Source organism: Adhaeribacter terrigena, from assembly GCF_016623615.1.
GTDB classification, from domain to species: domain Bacteria; phylum Bacteroidota; class Bacteroidia; order Cytophagales; family Hymenobacteraceae; genus Adhaeribacter_A; species Adhaeribacter_A terrigena.
Window position 1 is genome coordinate 283,962 of record NZ_JAEHFX010000005.1, and the last position, 19,882, is coordinate 303,843.

The window sequence follows — 19,882 nt, forward strand, 5'->3', positions numbered from 1 at the left end:
ACTAAATTGCCGGGTTTCGGGCTGAAAATGCCTACCGGAGTTTTTACCCCGGAAACCCTGGCGTTTTTAGCTTGTACTGAATTTTTGCTAAAGTAGTTTAGCTGCCCACCATTTCGCCGCCGTTTACGTGAATTACCTGGCCGGTTATGTAGGAGGCATCTTCGCAAGCCAGGAACACAAAGGCCGGGGCAACTTCGGCCGGCTGGCCCGGGCGTTTCATGGGCGTACTCTTGCCGAATTTGCTCACCTGCTTGCCATCGAACGAAGCCGGGATCAGCGGTGTCCAGATCGGGCCGGGGGCCACCGCATTTACCCGGATGCCTTTTTCGGCTAAATTCTGCGAAAGCGACCGCGTAAACGTGGTAATGGCGCCTTTGGTAGCCGAATAATCCATTAAATGATCGCTGCCCCGAAACGAAGTAACCGAGGTGGTATTGATAATGCAGTCGCCTTTTTTCATGTTGTCGAGCACCGCTTTGGTCAGGAAAAAATAAGCGAAAATGTTGGTGCGGAAGGTTTTTTCGAGTTGTTTTTCGGTTATATCTTCCAGATTTTCCTGTTCGTGTTGTTCGGCGGCATTATTTATCAGAATGTTGATGCGGCCCATGGCCCGGATGGTTTGCTTTACGGCCTGCTGGCAGAACTTCTCGTCGCCTACGTCGCCGGCAATCAGCAAACACTCGCGGCCTTCGTTCTCGATCATCTTTTTGGTGTCTTCGGCGTCTTTATTTTCATTCAGGTAAATAATGGCTACGTCGGCGCCTTCGCGGGCAAAATGCACCGCCACCGCCCGGCCAATGCCGCTATCGCCGCCGGTAATCAGGGCAATTTTATTTTCCAGTTTGCCGCTTCCCCGGTAATTCCGGCGGATCACTTCCGGTTCTGGTTCCATTTTATATTCTTTGCCCGGCTGGGTATTTTGCGTCTGTTTAGAAATAGATTTTGGTCTGGCCATAACGTGGTTCTTTATTGTTAATTTTTGAAACCTGCATGTGCTATACGAACCATTTACAGCCGCGTTTGTTTAGGCCGCCGGCCGGATAATGTTTTAAGAATAACATTAATAACAATATTCCTGCTTTCTGCCGGTTTAAACCTCCATTCCAGACGCCAGGGTTTTTAGCGGCAAAAACCGCTGAACGCAGTTCCCGCAGATTTCGTAACTTTGGCAGCTATGCAGGAAGAAACCAGCTTATTTTTAGTGCCCACGCCCATTGGTAACCTCGAAGACATTACGTTAAGGGCTATCCGGGTTTTGAAAGAAGTAGACGTAGTGCTGGCCGAAGACACGCGCACCAGCGGTAAATTGCTGCACCACCTCGGCATTGATAAACGCATGCACAGCCACCATCTGCACAACGAACACAAAGCCGTGGCACATCTGGTAGAACGGCTGAAAGGCGGCGAAAAAATGGCGCTGGTTTCCGATGCCGGCACGCCGGGTATTTCCGATCCGGGCTTTTTGCTTGTGCGGGCTTGCTTGCAGGAAGGCATAAAAGTAGAATGTCTGCCGGGCGCTACCGCCTTTGTGCCGGCCTTGGTAAAATCGGGTTTCAGTTCCGAAAGGTTTACGTTCGAAGGCTTTCTGCCCGTGAAAAAGGGTAGGCAAACCAGGCTCGAAAGTCTGAAAAACGAAGAGCGCACCATGATCTTTTACGAATCGCCGCACCGCATTTTAAAAACCTTAACCCAGTTTGCCGAGTATTTCGGGCCGGAACGCCAGGCTTCGGTTTCCAGAGAACTCACCAAAATGTTTGAGGAAACGCTGAACGGCAGCCTGGAAGAACTGGTTAAAATTTTCACCACTAAAGCTATAAAAGGAGAGTTTGTTCTTGTTGTGGAAGGCTGCAAATAATCGCAAATATTTACCGTTGCTGGCTATTGCCGGCGCGTTTTTACTTTGGCTCGGCTGGCCGGTTAAACCCCTGCCGCTGTTCCTGTTCTTCGGGCTGGTGCCGCTGTTTTTAATGGAGCGCATCATCGAGCATCCTTCTTTTACAAGGCCGGCGGCTACGTTTTTCAAATACGCGTATCTGTTTTTTGTGCTCTGGAATGCGTTTGTAACCTATTGGGTATCGTATTCTACCTTGCCGGGCGGCATTGCGGCCGTGCTTTGCAACGCGCTGCTCATGTGTATTCCGGCCATGCTCTTCTTTTTTACCAAACGCCGGTTAGGCCCGAAGATCGGTTATCCGAGTTTTATCGTTTACTGGCTCGCGTTCGAATATTTCCACTTGGGCTGGGACTTAACCTGGCCATGGCTGACGTTGGGGAATGGTTTTGCGCAGCGGCCGGAATGGGTGCAATGGTACGAATTTACCGGTTTTCTGGGTGGTTCGGTTTGGTTGCTGGTGGTGAATATTTTGTTCTTCAAAGCATTTGTAGATCACCCAACTAAAACCTGGAAACCGTATTTGCTGCCTGCACTTTTGGTGGTCATTCCCATAGCGATTTCCTACGGCATTTATTTCAGTTACGAAGAAAAAGGCGCCGAAGCGGAAGTAGTGGTGGTGCAGCCGAACATCGATCCCTACGAAGAAAAATTCCGCGACGGAAAAAATTACTTACCTATAGACCAGCAACTAGGGCGTTTGCTTACCCTTTCGGAGCAGACCATTACGCCCAAAACCCAATTATTAGTCTGGCCGGAAACGGCGATCGGCGAGAATTTTCAGGAAGACCAGATCCATTCTTACCCGAATATTAATACGCTGAAAAGTTTTGTAGGCAGTCGTCCGGGGTTGGATCTGTTAGCCGGCATTAATTCGTACACCCTTTATCCGGATGAAAAGTCTGCCACGGTTTCGGCGCGTTTCCGGGAAGACCTGGGCTACTACGATGTGTTCAATACGGGCATGTATCTGACGAATAAAGGCGAAATTTCGCTCTACCACAAATCGAAACTGGTGCCGGGCGTAGAGAAACTGCCATACCCCAAATTCTTCAAGTTTTTAGGTCCGCTGGCCATTGATCTGGGGGGCATGGTGGGCACGCATGGCACGCAGGAAGAACGCACCGTTTTCCCGCATTCCGGAACCGGGCAACCAGCTTCGGCACCCGTGATCTGCTACGAATCGGTTTACGGCGGCTACGTGAGCGAATATATAAGAAACGGCGCTACGCTGATCTGCATTATTACCAACGATGGCTGGTGGAGCGATTCGCCAGGTTATAAACAGCATTTGCAATACGCTACGTTACGCGCCATCGAAAACCGCCGCAGCATTGCGCGTTCGGCCAACACCGGCATTTCGGGCTTTATAAACCAGCGCGGCGATTTCCTGCAAAAATCGGAATGGTGGAAACAGGCAGCTTTGCGCGAAACTGTAAAACTGAACACCGAATTAACCGTTTTCAGCCGCACCGGCGATCTGATTGGTCCGGCGGCGCAGTGGCTGACCTTAGCGCTGATCTTTTACGTATTGCTGCATAAAATTCTTCTTCGCAAACCGCATCACCCGCATTATGAACCTAGAAAATCTTTGTAAGCACGTTATTTCCGAAACCCGTTGCGTTGGCGCTTTTATCAGAGAAGAAGGCCTGAAGTTCGACACTTCTAAAATCGAACACAAAGGCTTTAATGACCTGGTTTCGTACGTAGATAAAGAAGCGGAAAAACAGCTGGTAGTGGCCCTGAAAAAGCTGTTGCCCGAAGCCGGTTTTATAACCGAAGAAGGCACCGAAACTACCCGGCAGCAAACCTATAACTGGATCATCGATCCGCTGGACGGCACTACCAATTTCATGCATGCGCTGCCGGTCTTCTCGATCAGTATTGCGCTGATGCAGGAAAACGAAATTGTGCTGGGCGTGATCTACGAAATAAACCGCGACGAAACCTTTTCTTCCTGGAAAAACGGCGGCGCTTTCCTGAACGATAAATCCATTTCCGTTTCCAAAGCTGAAAAACTGGCCGATTCATTAGTAGCCACCGGTTTTCCGTATACCAATTTCGGGCAGGCGGAAAAATACCTGAAAATTCTGGGCGGGTTCATGGCCAAATCGCACGGCGTGCGGCGTATGGGTTCGGCGGCAGTAGATCTGGCGTATGTGGCTTGCGGAAGGTTTGAAAGTTTCTTTGAATTTAACCTCAATGCCTGGGATGTAGCCGCCGGTGTTTTAATTGTGCAGGAAGCGGGCGGAAAAGTTACCACGTTTAAAGAAGCCGGTGATCCCGTTTTTGACCGGGAAATTGTAGCGAGTAATACTGCGGTGCATGGGGAAATGTTGAACGTTATTAAAGAAAGTAACTGGTAGCTTTTTAGTTGAGAAGCATAGCGTTTTTTCTCAGTCATCCCGAATCTTCGTCATTCCACTTTTTTCGTCATCCCGACGTCAGGAGGGATCTATTTAAGCTAATAGTTAAGTTTGAAATTGACTTTTGATGCCTGAAAGGATACCGTTTTCATAGCTGGCTTCCTTTCTTAGCTATTAACTTTTTACTTTCAAATAAGCGTTCTCCCTCGAGCCGGGTGGCTTCGTTTCTGCGTTCGCGGCTGCAACCTTACCTGCCCTACCGGGCTGCCTGAAGGCACCGGTAAGCTTGGAGGCCGCTCTCACAGAAACTGGTATCATGCTCCTTCGTCGTGGGCTTCTTTTTAGTTTAGTTTTCTTCAATACGTGGTTTTCGGGCTTCGCTGCGCTGGCGGTTTACGTGAAAGGAAAATAGGAAATGAATTCTGATAATTCTAAAATTCTGTAAATCCTGATTCTGACAAACATTCATTGCCGTTTGCTTCAGCTGACGGTACTACAGGGGAGAAAAGCTCCCCTCCTTGAAAAGGAGGGGGTTGGGGGTGGTTGACTTGCACTGCTGATTGCGAAATCTGAAACAGACAAATACATGCATAATCCTGTCACTCCCTTAATCCTTAAAATCGTGTTCAGACAATTGCCCTTTGCTTTAGCTGTTAGATTATTGCTGGAGCTTTCTGATCCTGACTTTTTCCTTTCAAAACATAGCGTTTTCCCATTCAGAATCGTAACTTAACACGGTTCAGAAAAGAAAAACGATGCCGGTTTTAAAACGAAGTGCTTTCTGGGGATTGCTTAGTTTCCTGCTTTTGGCAGGGCAGGTTGCTTATGGGCAGAAGGTTACACTAAACGGTAGGGTTTTAGATGCCAAAACTGCTTTGCCGGTAGAAAGCGTAAGTATTCAGCTCAATGATTCCGGTGAAACGGCGGTTACGAACGCGAGCGGTAGTTTTTCTATGCAGATTGATACCGTTTCTGCGCCGCCAATACTTACTTTTTCACACCTGGGCTACGAGAAATTCACGCTGCAACTTAAGTCCGGGCAAACGAAAATTACGGTGAATTTAACGCCTAAAACCAGTACGCTTTCCGAAGTAAAAATTACGGCTTCCAAAAAACTGAAACCGGCAAAAGTGCGTCCGGAAACGGTGCTGGATTTTGCCATTTCCCAAAACCAACTTTTTGTGCTGGGTTGGGAAACGGGGCAGAAAAATCCTTCGCTGCAGATTTTGAATCTGTACAACGACAGCCTGATCATGAATTGCCGCCTGCCGGTTACTGCCGAAAAACTGTTTGTAGATTGCCTGGAAAACCTGCACGTGCTTACTGAGAACTTTGTTTACCAGGTCCTCTCCGATTCCGCTTCTTTAGCCTTGTATCCGCCCGAACCTAAAGCTGCTTTTGAGCAATACCTACGGCCTTGCCTGACAACCGACGAGAAAAATGCGTACTTCCGGCAGAATATCAATAAGGGAATTATTGTGTCTTTTTACGCAGTAAACCAGCAAACCCACGAAACCAGATTATTCCGTACCGTAGTAGACGAAGCGGTTATAACGATGCAAAAGGAAGAAAAGTATTATCAGAAAAGCAAAATGCTGTCCGGTATGTATCGGACTCCCCGGAGCGCTGCAAACAATGCGCTTTTTGCCCGGCAAGTCATGTTCGAAGCGCCGTATGTGCCTTTGGTGAAGATCGGAAAGCAGATTTGTCTGTTCGATCACGTGAACGGGGAAATTTCATTTTATGAAAATGACAGTTTGCGCCGGGTTTTGCCGGTGAATTATCATTTGCAGCCGAATTGGGATAAGCAGATCGTGGTAGACAAGGCGCAGGAGAGAACCTATGTGCTGTTCCGCAAAAACGGCCTTCCGGAGTTAAAACTGCTCAACCTGCAAACCGGCGAACTGTTGAATAGTTATAAACTTACCAACCCGTTTGCCGGAAATATTTCGGTGCATAACGGGCAGGTTTATTTTCTTTACAAAGACCCGGCGAAAAATGACCGGCAGTTTTTATACAAAAGTCCTTTGAGCCCGCTGCAAAATTAAACGGCCCATAAACTTTTTGTACCTTTGTAAACGTTAAGGAATTACGATGCAGGAGATACTGATACTTCTTATTTTTCTGGCGGCCGTAGCGTACCTGGTGCGCATGTTCTGGCAACAGGCTACCAGCAACGAGAAAAGCTGTGCCAAAGGCTGCGGCGGTTGCAGTACCATTAACCCCGACTTACTGGAAAAGCAGATCAAGGCGGCGCAACGCAAATAATTTATTCCCACCCCGACTTTTTAAAGCCTTTACCCTATCGTTTTTCTTTGGTTTTGCCTGGCTGACGTACCGCTTTTAGCATAGGTTTTTCGGCAGTTTAGATTTTTTTGATCCGGCTTAGAAACTTCGGCGCGTTTTTACGTATAGCTTTCATACTATATTCTATCCGATGTAAAACCTAAATAGCTATAAAACTATGCAAGACAAAGAAGAAGAACGCTCGCTGATAAACGTAGAAAAGCGCCTGGACCAGGAAGGCTTCACTGCTGACTTTAAAGTTACCGAAGGCCGGCTTTGCGTAATGGGCACCGACAAAACTTATCCCGCCGATCAGGTGCAGATCGTAGACTTTTACCGTTTTGAAGGGGAAAGCAACCCGGATGACATGAGCATTTTATACGCCATTGAAACGGCCGATGGCGTGAGAGGCACCATTTCCAATTCTTACGGCACCTACGCCGACAGCAAAGTAGATGAGTTCCTGAAGCAGGTAGAAGACCTGGGCAAAAACCTCGATAAGAGAAATAAATAATGGGCGAATGATTTAAGCTGCTGATGTGCTGTTTTCAGCGCATTTCATAAAAAAAACGGTCTGGCAAAAGCTGAACCGGTTTTTTTTATGCTGGAAACGCTATGGTTTTCAAGCTGAAAACTCAAATATTGATTTCAAACGTCTGAATTTTCACCTTGCAAATCATGATATTCCATAGCGCTATCATTACTCATTCACTCACTCTATCATTCAATCATTCAATCATTCAAAAAAATCAGCACTTTAAACCATTCGCCCATTATTTTCCGTTCGGCTTTTCGGTTTCTTCTTCAAAAGTAGTGGTCGTCTGGCTGGCGGTTTTGGGGTTAGAATCGGGCGTAGGAAAGGACTCGATGGTTGGCGGTGCCGGTGACGGCGTAAAAGCGGCAAAAGAAGACGCCGCCTGTTGCCGGCTGGAATCGAGTTCGAGGATCTGAATTGGGAACGGAAATTTGATCTGGTGCAGGTCGTAAGCCTTTTTGATCTTCATTATGGCTTCACTGCGCGCAGTTACATAGTCGGTCTGGCGGGCGTAATGCACCCAGAAACGCACCAGCACAATAATGGCACTTTCACTGAATTCCTCGAAAAAAACTTCTACTTCCTTGCTTTCTATCTGGCCGGTAATGCCCTGCATGGCTTCAAGCGTAACGGCTACTACTTTGTCGAGGTCTTCGTGATAAGAAACCCGGAAATTCAGGTCTATCCGCCGCAACCCAAAGTACGTGAAATTGATCATAGCACTTTCGAATACTTTGCGGTTAGGTACTTTTACGAGTTCGCCGGTTTGCCTGCGGATGTCGATGGTGCGCATGTTGATGCGTTCGATGGTGCCGAAATGACTGTTGGTTTCAATTACATCGCCCACGCCAAAAGGCTTGCGCACGGCAATAATTACCCCGGAAATAAAATTGGCCGCAATATCCTGAAAGGCAAAGCCGAGCGCTAAACCCAAAATACCAACCCCGGCCAGCAACGAAGTAACCGTTTTGTCGAGTTTCAGGATGCCGAGGGCAAAGAAAACGCCCATCAGGATCACGCTCATGTAAACCAGCGTGGCGATCAGGTTGTTGAGCGGAACGCTGTGCGAAAACCTGATCAGTAGTTTTTCAGAGCCCTTCCGGATCAGCTTGGCAATTAGAAAGGTGATGATAAGCACCACCAGGGCCATGATAAAATTGGGCAGCATTAAAATAAAATACTGCAACCACATATTCAGCTTTTCCGAAACCAGGTTTAAGGCGCTGTTAAGTTCGTTCATAATAAGGTAAATTCCCCGCAATGGCGGTTTCAACTATACGGCTTTATGGCAATTGATTTTACGGCATCGTAAATTTCTGTGCAACTGGCCGGCTACTTTTCATAGCAAAAACGCTACCGTTTTGTGCTTTAAAACTGCCCCGGCATTTATTCTTCTTCCGAAAGCCGGGGTTTATCGGCCAGAATTTCCTGGGCTCTTTCCAGGTGCGTAGCGGCTACTTTTAATTCTACCCCACCGGTAAGCTGCGCGGCAAACGGATAAATATTAGAGAAGTTTTCCCCGATCACGTACGCCGGAACGCCCTCCGATTCCAGCCTTCCTTTCAGAATGTGCGCCTCCATAGGCATTAAATATTTCAGCAACGTAACCAGTTCGTCTTGCATTTTAAATTGTTAAATTGTTTAATGGTTAAATTGCTAAATGGCTGAATGGTTAATTCCTGATTGATCAGGATTTATGAATTATTATTTTACAACAAGGCAGTTTTTCAGCGCTAAATCATAGCGTTTTACTTAACTAACTAACAACTAGCAATCAACAATTAACCATTTAACCATTCAGCCATTTAACAATTTAGCTACCCCCAAACCTTGGTGCCTTCGGTGCAGTTTTTACACATTTCTATCTGGTCGCGGCCTTTTAAAAGCGAGCTCCGGAAGTTGCGGTATTTTTCGCCTTGCCAGAGTTGCTTAAAGCTTTGATCTTTCAGATCACCCAACCGGTATTCGGCATCTTTGTCGAAACAACAGGGCACCACCAGGCCATCCCAGGTAATTACGCAGCTATGCCACATTTTCCAGCAATGGTCTATCAGCTTATTCTTTAACGACCAGGTTCCGTTACCATTGTTCTGGTAGCGCGAATAATAATCGATGGTAGGAATAAGCGGCGAACCGTTCTGATAATCGTAGATCTGCGCGGTTTTAAACCACACATCGTCCACGCCAATTTCTTTGCCCAGCTTTTTTACTTCTTCTATCTGGTGCTCGTTCGGTTTTACTACCAGGAACTGGAAAATAATGAACGGCGTCTGCGATTTCAGTTCTTTTTTCCACTTCACCAGATTGCGGGTTCCTTCCAGTACTTTATCCAGTTTGCCGCCTACGCGGTAATTCTGGTAAACGTCCTGCGTGGCGCCGTCTATGGAAATAATAATTCTGTCGAGGCCGGATTCTACGGTTTTGCGCGCATTTTCATCGGATAAATAATGGGCGTTGGTAGAAGTGGCGGTATAAATGCCTTTTTGGGAAGCGTATTTGGCCAGTTCTAAAAACCGCGGATGCAGGTACGGTTCGCCCTGAAAATAGAAAATGAGGTACAACAGTTTTTGATGCAGTTCGTCTATCGTTTTCTTGAAAAGCTCGTCCTGCAGCATGCCGGTAGGCCGGGTAAACGAACGCAAACCGCTCGGGCATTCCGGGCAACGCAAATTGCAGCTCGTAGTCGGTTCGAAAGAAATGCTTAGCGGACTGCCATAATGGTTGGCTTTTCCGGTAATTTTAGAAAGCAGGTAGCTGCCCACCACCTGCGCAGCATTAAAGCTGCGTTTCAGCGTAAGCTTAGAGAGAAAATTAAAACCGTCGCGTACTTTCGGATTCATCTGAGTGGCTTTCTACGTAAATGTAAGCAGAAAAAGATGCCGCACCCAATTCGTTATCCTGATCAAGGCGTTGTTACTGAAACGCTATACTTTTTAAGCCAAAAAGCCTACCGTTTTGTGGCAGGCTTTCTGTTTTATTTAGGCCGTTTTCTTCCAATACTGCTTTGTCTGTGCGTCACAGACCAAGGTGAATTTTTGATTTAATGAATACGTGTTAATACCCTTAACCATTTAACCATTAAGCCATTTAACCATTAAGGTTATTTTTTCAGCGCTGTAGCCGTGTTAGCCGCTTTGCCAAAGCTCTGGGCAATTTCGTCGGTAGAGCCGTGGCTGCTAGGGCGTTTTGGCTTGGTATTCAGGAACGTGCCGTCTTCAGCAATAAGGAAATAAGCCGGGTTTTCTTTCAGCTCGTAGAGCTTTTTCAGGTCTTGCGAAGCCGTTTTGCCGAAAGCGTGCACGCCTAAAAGCTGCTTTTTGGTGACCATACTGCGCCATGCTTTTTCATCTTTATCCATGCCGATGTTGAGGAAAACAATTTCGCGGCCTTCCATTTTCTTGGCCAGATCCTGCGCATACGGCATGTCCATCAGGCACAAACCGCAATTCGTTTCCCAGAAGCTCAGGTAAACCAGTTTGCCCTTAAAATCTTCCAGGCGCACGGTATCGCCGTTTACGGTGGTCATTACAAAGTCCGGGGCGGGGCTGCCGATCGCAAATTTCTTGTTGGCTTCGTAGGCTTCGTTTATCAGGGCAGCAAATTTCGGATTGGTGTTCGTTTTATTAAAATCGCGGAGCATGCGGTCGGTAAAACCAATGTGGCCGGTTTTGCACGATTCAAAAATAATGCGGGCCTGAGCCAAATTCAGGGCGTTGCCGCTCAGTTTGTTTTTAGCCAGTTCAAAAAGCTGGTAGAAATAATCCTGATCGGTTTTTTTGAAATTTTTCTCGGTAGCCAGGTGCTGCAGGTAATTCATTGCAAAATCGTTATAAACCGGGCTCATAAAAGCGGCCGGATTATTCAGATCGAGCGTTTTCAGGAAATTATAATAAGCTGGCGTCATGACCAGGCGTTTTTCGGCAAACACGATCTTTTCGCGCAGGTCCGGGAACGTTAAGCGGTCGTTGGCCCAGGTAAAGTCGATCTGGGCTTTGGCGTATTTCTGAAAGGCTTCGGAAAGCGGACTTTTGGAGATGTATTTTTCCAGGAAATATTCCTGGTCTTCTTTCTTGGCGTCTATAAATTTTGAGAACTGCTCTTCGCGCATGTAAATATTGTCGGGCAGCACCTGGTAATCTTCGTTTTCTTCAAACTTCTTTTCCTGTTCGCGCAGATAAACGTTTTCGGCTTCGCCTTTGCCTTTGAATTTTATGGTTTTCACCACGTCGTCGGCACTGAATTTCAGGTCCAGGTTATCGCCGGGCTGCAGAAAAAGCGTAATGCCGTCTTCGCCGTTGGTCAGGTCGGCCAATACGGGTTTATCTAGTTGCAGGGTCAGTTTAAATTCGCCTTTTTCATTTAGCGCCGCGTAGGTTTTGTGGGTGCGGGCGTCGAAGGGATTGTCGGGGATCTGTAAAAGAACGCTGTCGGTTTCGGCGTTGCTTACTTTGCCGGTGAGCGTTACGTTCTGGGCCGTCGCTGAAAAACAAATGCCTGTAAAAATAGTGAAGAGTAATCCTTTTCTCATAAATCGTTGCCTTTCTCTTTGCTTTGTCTTTATCCTGGGAAGCATTTTCAGAGCCTTGTTATTCAGTGTGCTTCAGCAGTTTGCGGCGAAGGTATTCTGAAATTATTTCCTAAAGATATTGAAACACAGACAAAATATTTTTAAAAAAATTCGATTATTTCTTCTGTTTAGAAAATAAATTAAGAACCAAATGCGTTTTCGGAAATTTGGCAGGAACTTATGTTATTATTTAAAGAAATTTCGAAAATAAACCTTAGCCAAACAAGCCGCTTAACACTTCTTCCAGTTTGCTAACTGTGTGAATCTTAATGCTCCGGTTCTTCAGGTCTAATCCTTTAACGTTAAACTTAGAAATATAAATTTCCTTAAAGCCAAGTTTTTCTGCTTCGCTTATCCGGTTTTCGATCCGGTTCACGGCGCGGATCTCGCCGCTCAAGCCAACTTCGGCCGCAAAACAAGTGGTGCTTGGTATGGCCAGATCGTCGAAAGAAGATAAAATAGAGCCGCAAACCGCCAGGTCAATGGCCGGGTCTTCTACTTTCAGGCCGCCGGCAATGTTGAGGAAAACGTCCTGTGTGCCCAGTTTAAAGCCGCCGCGTTTTTCCAGCACCGCTAAAAGCATATTCAGGCGTTTGGCATCGAAACCAGTGCTCGAGCGCTGCGGCGTGCCGTAAGTTGCCGGGCTCACCAGGCTTTGTACTTCAATTAAAAATGGCCGGTTTCCTTCCAGCGTAGCGCCAATGGCAATGCCGCTTAAATTTTCTTCGCGCTGTGAGATCAGGATTTCCGAAGGGTTGCTTACCTGCCTTAAACCGCTGCCCTGCATTTCGTAAATGCCCAGTTCAGAAGTGGAACCGAAGCGGTTTTTGGTGGTGCGCAGAATGCGGTAGGTCATGTGGCGGTCGCCTTCGAACTGCAGCACCGTATCTACCATGTGCTCCAGGATCTTGGGGCCGGCCAGGTTGCCTTCTTTGGTAATATGGCCAATTAAAAATACCGGCGTGCCGCTTTCCTTGGCGTATTTTAAGAGTTCTGCCGTGCATTCCCGCACCTGCGAGATGCTGCCCGCGCCGCTTTCAATAAAAGAAGAATGCAGCGTCTGAATAGAATCTACGATCAGCAGTTCGGGTTGCAGCTGCTCAATTTGCTTGAAAATATTCTGCGTGCCGGTTTCGGTGAGAATAAAACAATTATTAGGCGGCGTGCCAAGACGTTCGGCGCGCATTTTTATCTGCAGTTCGCTTTCTTCGCCGCTCACATACAGTACCCGCTGGTTTTTAAGAGAAAGCGCGATCTGCAGCATTAAGGTAGATTTCCCGATGCCCGGTTCGCCGCCAATCAGGATCATAGAGCCCGGGACAATGCCGCCGCCCAAAACCCGGTTCAGTTCCTGATCGGAGGTTTCGATGCGGTGTTCTTCCTGGTAGCTTATTTCGGCCAGCGGTTTGGGTTTGGCTGCCACCTGCCGGCTCGTGGAAACGGGTTTCCAGGTGGCTACGGTGTTGGCTTCTTCCCGCTGAATCACTTCTTCTACGTAAGTGTTCCATTCGCCGCAAGCCGGGCAGCGCCCGATCCACTTTGCCGATTGTGCGCCGCAATTCTGACAGAAATAAGAAGTTTTGATCTTAGCCATTCACAAATTTAACAATTTATTATGCCGCCGCGCAGCCTTTTTTCGCCGCCGCTCCAGGCAACGGTTACAGCCAGTTTTCTGTCTGCTTTTCTGAGGGCTTTGCTTTAAAAACGCTATGCTTTTAAAACAAAAAACCGCTTGTGTTGTTCTTGTGTTCTGAATAAGGAAAATGCTATCAGGAATAAAAAATTGAAATTTTCGGGCAACGAATAAATTTTCAACCGGCAGATGGAATTATGAATTTATAATTTTTGTATGACACGCAACAGGCAGTTTTTAACAGAAAAAGCATAGCGTTTCCTTTGTTGTGGCTGGTTCAAAATCCCTGAAAATGCCCTCAGGATGTTTTATAAATTCCGGTTTTTAAGGACGTTTTAAAAGTCCCGGAATTTTTAAGCGGCAGTAACTTTTACCTGAATGCGGGTCGGTTTATGGTAATTAATTTTTCGTGTTGCTTATGTTTGGTGACTTAACTGATTGAATTTCACTTTTCTGAGTTTGAAAGGAAATATATTGTTAAGTTTTTAAATACTTTAAAAGAAGTAGTTTAAATTATTTGAAAATTGCGGATATTTGATTGACGAAATTCCGCCTGAGGCATTCTTGTGTTTTGTTTGGCCGGAATTGCAGTTATTTAAGAAATGTAGCTAGTAGCTTTTATGAATAAAATTGTACTCATAAAATTATTTTTTGTTCTTACCCTTTTTAACGCCCTCGGTCAAACCAAACCGAACCTGGGTACAATGGGTAATTTTACCGTGTTGGCCGGAACGCACATTACCAGTACCGGTAATACCATTATTTACGATAACATTGGCGCCGGAACTTACTTCAGTGGTTTTACTTTTACCACTCCGCCCCAAAGCACGCCAACCGGCCCCGGACTCATAACCGGTGCCCAGCATCTTAATAATACTGCCTATCAGTCGGCTATGGCAGATCTTACAACCGCATACAACCAGGTTGCCACGCAGGCATTTACTCAAAACCTCAGTGGTCAGACGTTGGGCGGGCAGGTAAAATCGGTTACGCCGGGCGTTTACCGTTTCAACGGGAATGCCACACTTTCCGATACCCTAACGCTCGATGCGCAGGGAAATCCGAATGCCGTATTCATTTTCCAGGTTCTCGGAAATCTTACCTCATTGCCCAATGCCCTGATCAGTATGCGTCAGGGAGCACGTTCGCCCAATATTTTCTGGCAGGTAGGTAACTCGGTAACCCTGGGCGTGGGCACCAACATTAAAGGTTCTGTTTTTGCAAGTCAAAGTATTACCATGGGCAACGGTAGCATTATGCAGGGTCGGGCCATGTCACTCAACAGCTTTGTGTCGTTGAACAATAACCCGATCACCATTCCGCCGCCCCGCTTTAACTCCGACATTTCTGTTGTAAAAACCAAAACTCCCGGTCCCTATTCGGTAGGATCCCAAATTACCTACACAATTGTAGTAAAGAATTTAGGCCCGAACAACGAAACCAACCTGCTGGTAAGCGATCTGTTGCCGCCAGGCCTTGCTTTTATCAGCGCTACTACTACCAATAATACCCCTTACAGTAAAACAACCGGTTTCTGGTCGGTAGATGAACTCAACAACGGCGATTCCGATACGCTTACCATTGTAGCCACTATTACTTCGCCTAACTTTATTACCAATACGGCCACAGTAGCCGGCGATGCGATCGATAATAACCAAAGCAACAATGCTTCCAGCGTAACGATCTGCGCGGTTCCTACCAAACCCGGCGTTATTACCGGTCCTGCGGTGCTTTGCATTGGCGGCACCGGAAATACCTATTCTATTGCTGCCGTTCCGGGCTCTACCCGTTACAACTGGAGTGTGCCTACCGGCTGGATCATTACCAACGGGCAAAACACGAATTCCATAAACTTACTGCCCGGCCCTGATACCGCTTCTGCCATTATCTCGGTTACGGCCGTAAATTCCTGCGGTGAAAGCGAGCCAAGTACGAAACGCATCCGGGCTATTCCGCCGCCCCCGCCGGTTCTTCCCCCCATTGCCGGCAATCCTTTTCCGTGTCGTAATTCTACCGGTAATATATATAGTATCCCGCTGCTAATGGCAGTAAATAATTATACCTGGTCTGTGCCTGCCGGCTGGACCATTACTGCTGGCCAGGGAACCAACAGCATTACTGTTACAGCGGGCAGCCTGGCCGGCACGATCAGCCTCACGGTTAGTAACGATTGCGGAACCAGTGGGCCGAAAACCCTGAACGTAAATCCTGCTCTCGGCCCACCGGCACTTCCCGGTCCGATTACCAGTACCAATGCCGGAGATCCGTGTGTAGGGCAGGTCGGTTTGGTTTATTCGGTGCCTGTACTGGCAAATGCTGCTACCTATTCCTGGACCGTTCCCACTGGCTGGACCATTACCGCTGGCCAGGGAACCAACAGCATTACTGTTTCGGCCGGCGCGAATCCGGGAGTAATTTCGGTATTTGCTTCTAATGGTTGCGGCAACAGCCCGGTAGCTACTTATATTGTAAACCCGGTTACTGCCCCTCCGGTTGTAACCGGTCCGATCTCCGGTCAGTTTGTTCCTTGTATCGGGCAGACTTCCATTACTTATTCTGTACCGGCTCAAAGCGGGGTTGGTTCCTATAACTGGACCGTGCCTACTGGCTGGACCATTACTGCCGGTCAGGGAACGAACAGCATTACAGTTACTGCCGGCAGTAATGCCGGCGCGGTAAGCGTAACTGCTACAAATGGATGCGGAACCGGATCGGCCGTTACCCAGGTGGTTACCCCGGCTACTACTGTTCCGCCAGCTCCGGGAGCCATTGTAAGCAGTGGTGGTGGCAACCCGTGTGCCGGCCAGACCAATCTGGTTTATACTTTAGTGCCTGTAAGCGGTGCTTCTACTTACACCTGGACCGTTCCTGCCGGCTGGACGATCGTTTCCGGCCAGGGAACGCCTTCAATTACCGTAACTGCCGGCTCTGCCTCCGGGCCAATTTCAGTAGTAGCAGTAAATGGCTGCGGCTCGAGTGCTGCCAGTACCTTAGGACTTACCCCAACTACTACTCCGCCACCAGTGCCGGGTAATATTGCTGGTAACAACGTTCCGTGTGCCGGCAGTACCCTGAATGTTTACAGTATACCGGTAGTCAGCGGCGCTTCTTCTTATAACTGGACGGTGCCAGCCGGCTGGACGATCACTTCCGGACAAGGGACCAACACAATTACCGTAACCGCCGGAAATTCAAATGGAAGTATCAGTGTATCGGCTATTAATGCCTGTGGCGCCGGATCGGCCAGTACTTCGCTGGTAATTGCAGCCACAAGTGTACCTCCGGTTCCCGGACCTATAACCGGTAATGTTAATATGTGCGTTAACCAAGCAGGTATTACCTATTCTATTGCACCGGTAACCAATGCATCTGGTTATACCTGGTCTGTGCCTGCCGGCTGGAATATTACTGCTGGTCAGGGTACTAATACTGTTACCGTTACGGCTGGCTCAACTCCGGGCAATATTTCGGTAGTTGCTTCCAACGGCTGTGGCAGTGGCCTTTCAACGGCACTAGCTTTAACGCCAATTTCAAATCCGCCGGGCACGCCTGGCGCCATTACCGGTAACCTGGTGCCTTGTACCGGCCAATCGAATGTAACCTACACGATCGCTGCAGTAACCGGGGCAACCGGATATTCCTGGACGGTGCCTGCCGGCTGGACCATTACCAGCGGCCAGGGAACTACCAGCATTACTGTTACCACCGGCAATAATTCGGGTAATGTGAGTGTAAGTGCCACCAATAGTTGCGGTCCTGGATCTCCCCGCACCCTGAACATTACTCCTTCTTCAACCGCTGCCCCTGCCCCCGGCCCGATTACCGGTATTGCCATTCCATGCATTGGCCAGACAGGATTAACCTATTCCATTACGGCAGTAGCGGGAGCATCCAGCTATAACTGGACGGTGCCAGCGGGCTGGACTATTACCAGCGGCCAGGGTACTACAGCCATTCAGGTAACGGCCGGAAGCGTAGCCGGTAATGTTTCGGTAGTGGCAGCCAACGGTTGCGGAACCGGTATTGCCAGCACTCAGGCCGTGCAACCAACCTTTACTCCGCCGGTTGCGCCGGGTAATATTATCGGGAACAGTGTGCCTTGCGCTACGGGAGGGAATTTAACCTATTCCGTGTTGCTTGTTAATAGTGCCTATGCTTATACCTGGACGGTACCAACCGGCTGGAGCATTGTGAGCGGGCAGGGGTCTAATAGTATAACCGTAACGCCGGGCAGTAGTGCCGGCGCTATTACCGTAACAGCGACAAATGGTTGCGGCACTAGTTCTGCCTCAAGCCTGAATGTAATGATTTCTACTACAGCACCTCCAATGCCGGGGCAAATCACGGCTCCATTCAGCGGAAGTCCTTGTGCCGGCCAAACCGGGTTAGTATATTCCATTAGTCCGGTAGTCGGCGCTTCTTCTTATACCTGGACCTTACCAACCGGCTGGAGCATTGTAAGCGGGCAAGGAACAACTTCTATAGAGGTAACGGCCGGCAATTCTTCCGGATTAGTTTCTGTAGTGGCTTCTAATGGTTGTGGTAGCGGAAGCGCTAGTGTATTGGCTACTACGCCTACTACCAGCACGCCATTAACCTCCGGAGTAATAGAAGGTCCTGCATTCCCATGTACCGGTAATATTCCTACCACCTATAAAACTTCGGGCGTTAATGGTGCAACAGGCTATACCTGGACCGTGCCGTTAGGCTGGCAGATTACTTCCGGGCAGGGAACTACAGAAATTACGGTTATTGCCGGCACGAAAACCGGGAATGTAGGCGTAGTTGCATACAATGGTTGCGGAGCCGGTACGCCAAGTGAGTTAAATGTTAATCCTACAAACCAACCGCCGGTTATGGCTGGGAATATAGCTGGAAATACAATACTTTGTGCTGATGCTAAGGGAGTTGTTTTTAGTGTATCCGGCGCTACCAATGCCGATACTTATACCTGGACCGTGCCGAAGGGCTGGAATATTGTAAGCGGCCAGGGTACTGATTCGATTGTGGTAAATGGCGGTACGAACAGCGGTGAAGTAACTGTAATTGCAATGAACGGTTGCGGCGCCAGCGTAGCAAGCCGTTTAACAGTAACGGTTCAGGTGCCGTTGGTTTTCACAACTGAAATTAAAGATGAAAGCTCCCCATGCATTGGCTTGCGTTACACCGTAGATCCGATTCCGGGAGCGGTGGCTTATAACTGGACTGTGCCGGCCGGCTGGCAGATACTCAGCGGTGCTGGTACAACATCCATTTCGGTAAAAGCAGGCTCGGCGGAAGGGCAGATCTCGGTAGTAGCGCAAACAGCTACCTGCCAGGGCTTGCCAATAGAAGCAAACATGAAAGCCAGTGCCTCAGATCCTGAACTGAAAATTCCAAACGCTTTCTCGCCGAATAATGATGGGGTGAACGAAAAATGGGTGGTAGAAAATCTGGAGAATTACGACCAAAACGAACTGACCGTAATTAACCGTTGGGGTAATGAGGTTTTCCGGCAGAAGAATTATAAGAATAACTGGGACGGTCAGGGCCTGAGCCCGGGAACGTATTATTATATTCTGCAAGTGAAAGTTTGCGATAATTCAGAAAAAACGATGAAGGGTTACGTGATGATTGTTCGTTAACCCAGGAAAATGGTATTAAATATTACTGAAAAAATGCGCCGTATTATAGTAGTTTTAGGGATCTGGTTGGTAGCAGGGAGTGCATACGCGCAGCAGAGTGCCCAGTATACCCAGTATATTTTTAACGGTCTGATCGTGAACCCGGCTTATGCAGGGAGCAAGGAGATCTGGAATGTGAACGCGATTTACCGGGATCAGTGGACCGGGCTGGAAGGCCGGCCTACTACCCAGACTTTTAGTGCGGATGGCGGCATAAAAGATAATAAGATCGGGCTGGGTTTTCAGGCCATTAACGACCGCATCGGGGCCGACGGGCAACTTAGCCTGATGGGAAGTGCGGCGGTAAAGCTGGATGTAAATGAAACCAGTAAATTCCGGTTTGGCATTTCGGGGGGCGTAACGCAGTATTCCCGCGACTGGACCAAAATCAAGATGACCGATATGAACGACCAGGTTAACCCGGGCACGAAGGAAACGGCTATTTCGCCAACCCTGAAAGCCGGGGTTTATTTCCATACCGAACAGTTTTATGCAGGCCTTTCCGCGGCAAATTTAATACCGGTTGAAAACGATTATGTGCTCACGCCCACGCGGCATTATTTCCTGACTTCGGGTTACGTGTTTAACCTGGGCCAGCACATGAAATTCAAACCGAGCTTTTTGTTGAAAGAAGATTTTAAAGGCCCTACCAACCTCGACCTGAATGCCTTTGTGCTTTTTGCCGAGCGGATCTGGGTGGGGTCTTCGTACCGCACCGGTCTGAACCTGATCCATAAAGTTTCTACCGAAGATAAAGTAAACCTTTCGAGCGCCTGGGCAGGCATTGTGGAATTGTATGTTACCCCAAAGCTGAAACTGGGATACGCTTATGATGTTACCCTGACCGGCCTTAATAATTACGACAGCCACGAAATTTCGCTGGGCTTTTTCTTCCTCAAAAAAGAAGAGACCAATATGCTTTCGCCGCGCTATTTCTAAAA

Annotated in this window: 14 protein-coding genes; 8 read left to right on the forward strand and 6 right to left on the reverse strand. The window is 48.0% G+C overall.

Annotation, left to right across the window (positions count from 1 at the left end; all coding sequences use genetic code 11):
* Nucleotides 1-97: 97 nt before the first annotated feature.
* Nucleotides 98-955, reverse strand: coding sequence for an SDR family oxidoreductase (locus I5M27_RS11835; RefSeq protein WP_200506424.1), 858 nt, complete (start codon nucleotides 953-955; stop codon nucleotides 98-100).
* A 219-nt stretch (nucleotides 956-1,174) separates the two neighbouring features.
* Between I5M27_RS11835 and rsmI the strand changes: the two genes are divergently transcribed.
* From rsmI to I5M27_RS11865, 6 genes are all read left to right on the forward strand, one after another.
* Complete coding sequence (rsmI, locus tag I5M27_RS11840) at nucleotides 1,175-1,855, forward strand: 16S rRNA (cytidine(1402)-2'-O)-methyltransferase (RefSeq protein ID WP_200506425.1); 681 nt, start codon at nucleotides 1,175-1,177, stop codon at nucleotides 1,853-1,855.
* Nucleotides 1,833-3,488: an apolipoprotein N-acyltransferase gene (gene lnt, locus I5M27_RS11845; RefSeq protein ID WP_234462502.1), complete on the forward strand. Its 1,656-nt coding sequence runs from the start codon at nucleotides 1,833-1,835 to the stop codon at nucleotides 3,486-3,488. The genes rsmI and lnt overlap by 23 nt, the downstream gene beginning before the upstream one ends.
* On the forward strand, nucleotides 3,466-4,257 hold the full coding sequence (locus I5M27_RS11850) for an inositol monophosphatase family protein (RefSeq protein ID WP_200506426.1): 792 nt from the start codon (nucleotides 3,466-3,468) through the stop codon (nucleotides 4,255-4,257). Before lnt ends, I5M27_RS11850 begins: the two co-directional genes overlap by 23 nt.
* 755 nt (nucleotides 4,258-5,012) lie before the next feature.
* Nucleotides 5,013-6,305: a carboxypeptidase-like regulatory domain-containing protein gene (locus I5M27_RS11855; RefSeq protein WP_200506427.1), complete on the forward strand. Its 1,293-nt coding sequence runs from the start codon at nucleotides 5,013-5,015 to the stop codon at nucleotides 6,303-6,305.
* Between the two features lie 46 nt (nucleotides 6,306-6,351).
* Complete coding sequence (locus tag I5M27_RS11860; protein ID WP_200506428.1) at nucleotides 6,352-6,525, forward strand: FeoB-associated Cys-rich membrane protein; 174 nt, start codon at nucleotides 6,352-6,354, stop codon at nucleotides 6,523-6,525.
* Nucleotides 6,526-6,721: 196 nt separating this feature from the next.
* Entirely contained in the window at nucleotides 6,722-7,057 is a 336-nt protein-coding gene (locus tag I5M27_RS11865) for a hypothetical protein (protein ID WP_200506429.1), read from the forward strand.
* Between the two features lie 259 nt (nucleotides 7,058-7,316).
* On the opposite strand, the gene I5M27_RS11870 is transcribed toward I5M27_RS11865, so the two are convergent.
* The 5 genes from I5M27_RS11870 to radA all read right to left on the reverse strand — a co-directional run bounded on the left by I5M27_RS11870 (nucleotide 7,317) and on the right by radA (nucleotide 13,239).
* On the reverse strand, nucleotides 7,317-8,318 hold the full coding sequence (locus I5M27_RS11870; RefSeq protein WP_200506430.1) for a mechanosensitive ion channel family protein: 1,002 nt from the start codon (nucleotides 8,316-8,318) through the stop codon (nucleotides 7,317-7,319).
* A 146-nt stretch (nucleotides 8,319-8,464) separates the two neighbouring features.
* Nucleotides 8,465-8,701, reverse strand: coding sequence for a putative signal transducing protein (locus I5M27_RS11875; protein ID WP_200506431.1), 237 nt, complete (start codon nucleotides 8,699-8,701; stop codon nucleotides 8,465-8,467).
* A 194-nt stretch (nucleotides 8,702-8,895) separates the two neighbouring features.
* Entirely contained in the window at nucleotides 8,896-9,918 is a 1,023-nt protein-coding gene (locus I5M27_RS11880) for an SPASM domain-containing protein (RefSeq protein ID WP_200506432.1), read from the reverse strand.
* A gap of 260 nt (nucleotides 9,919-10,178) precedes the next feature.
* Complete coding sequence (locus tag I5M27_RS11885) at nucleotides 10,179-11,606, reverse strand: TlpA family protein disulfide reductase (protein ID WP_200506433.1); 1,428 nt, start codon at nucleotides 11,604-11,606, stop codon at nucleotides 10,179-10,181.
* A 253-nt stretch (nucleotides 11,607-11,859) separates the two neighbouring features.
* A complete protein-coding gene (gene radA / locus I5M27_RS11890) occupies nucleotides 11,860-13,239 on the reverse strand; it encodes a DNA repair protein RadA (RefSeq protein WP_200506434.1) in 1,380 nt (459 codons plus the stop codon).
* Between the two features lie 659 nt (nucleotides 13,240-13,898).
* Between radA and I5M27_RS11895 the strand changes: the two genes are divergently transcribed.
* Together I5M27_RS11895 and I5M27_RS11900 are read left to right on the forward strand one after the other, a co-directional pair.
* Complete coding sequence (locus I5M27_RS11895) at nucleotides 13,899-18,902, forward strand: ice-binding family protein (RefSeq protein ID WP_200506435.1); 5,004 nt, start codon at nucleotides 13,899-13,901, stop codon at nucleotides 18,900-18,902.
* Nucleotides 18,903-18,935: 33 nt separating this feature from the next.
* Nucleotides 18,936-19,880: a PorP/SprF family type IX secretion system membrane protein gene (locus tag I5M27_RS11900; RefSeq protein WP_200506436.1), complete on the forward strand. Its 945-nt coding sequence runs from the start codon at nucleotides 18,936-18,938 to the stop codon at nucleotides 19,878-19,880.
* The last annotated feature ends 2 nt before the right edge of the window (nucleotides 19,881-19,882 follow it).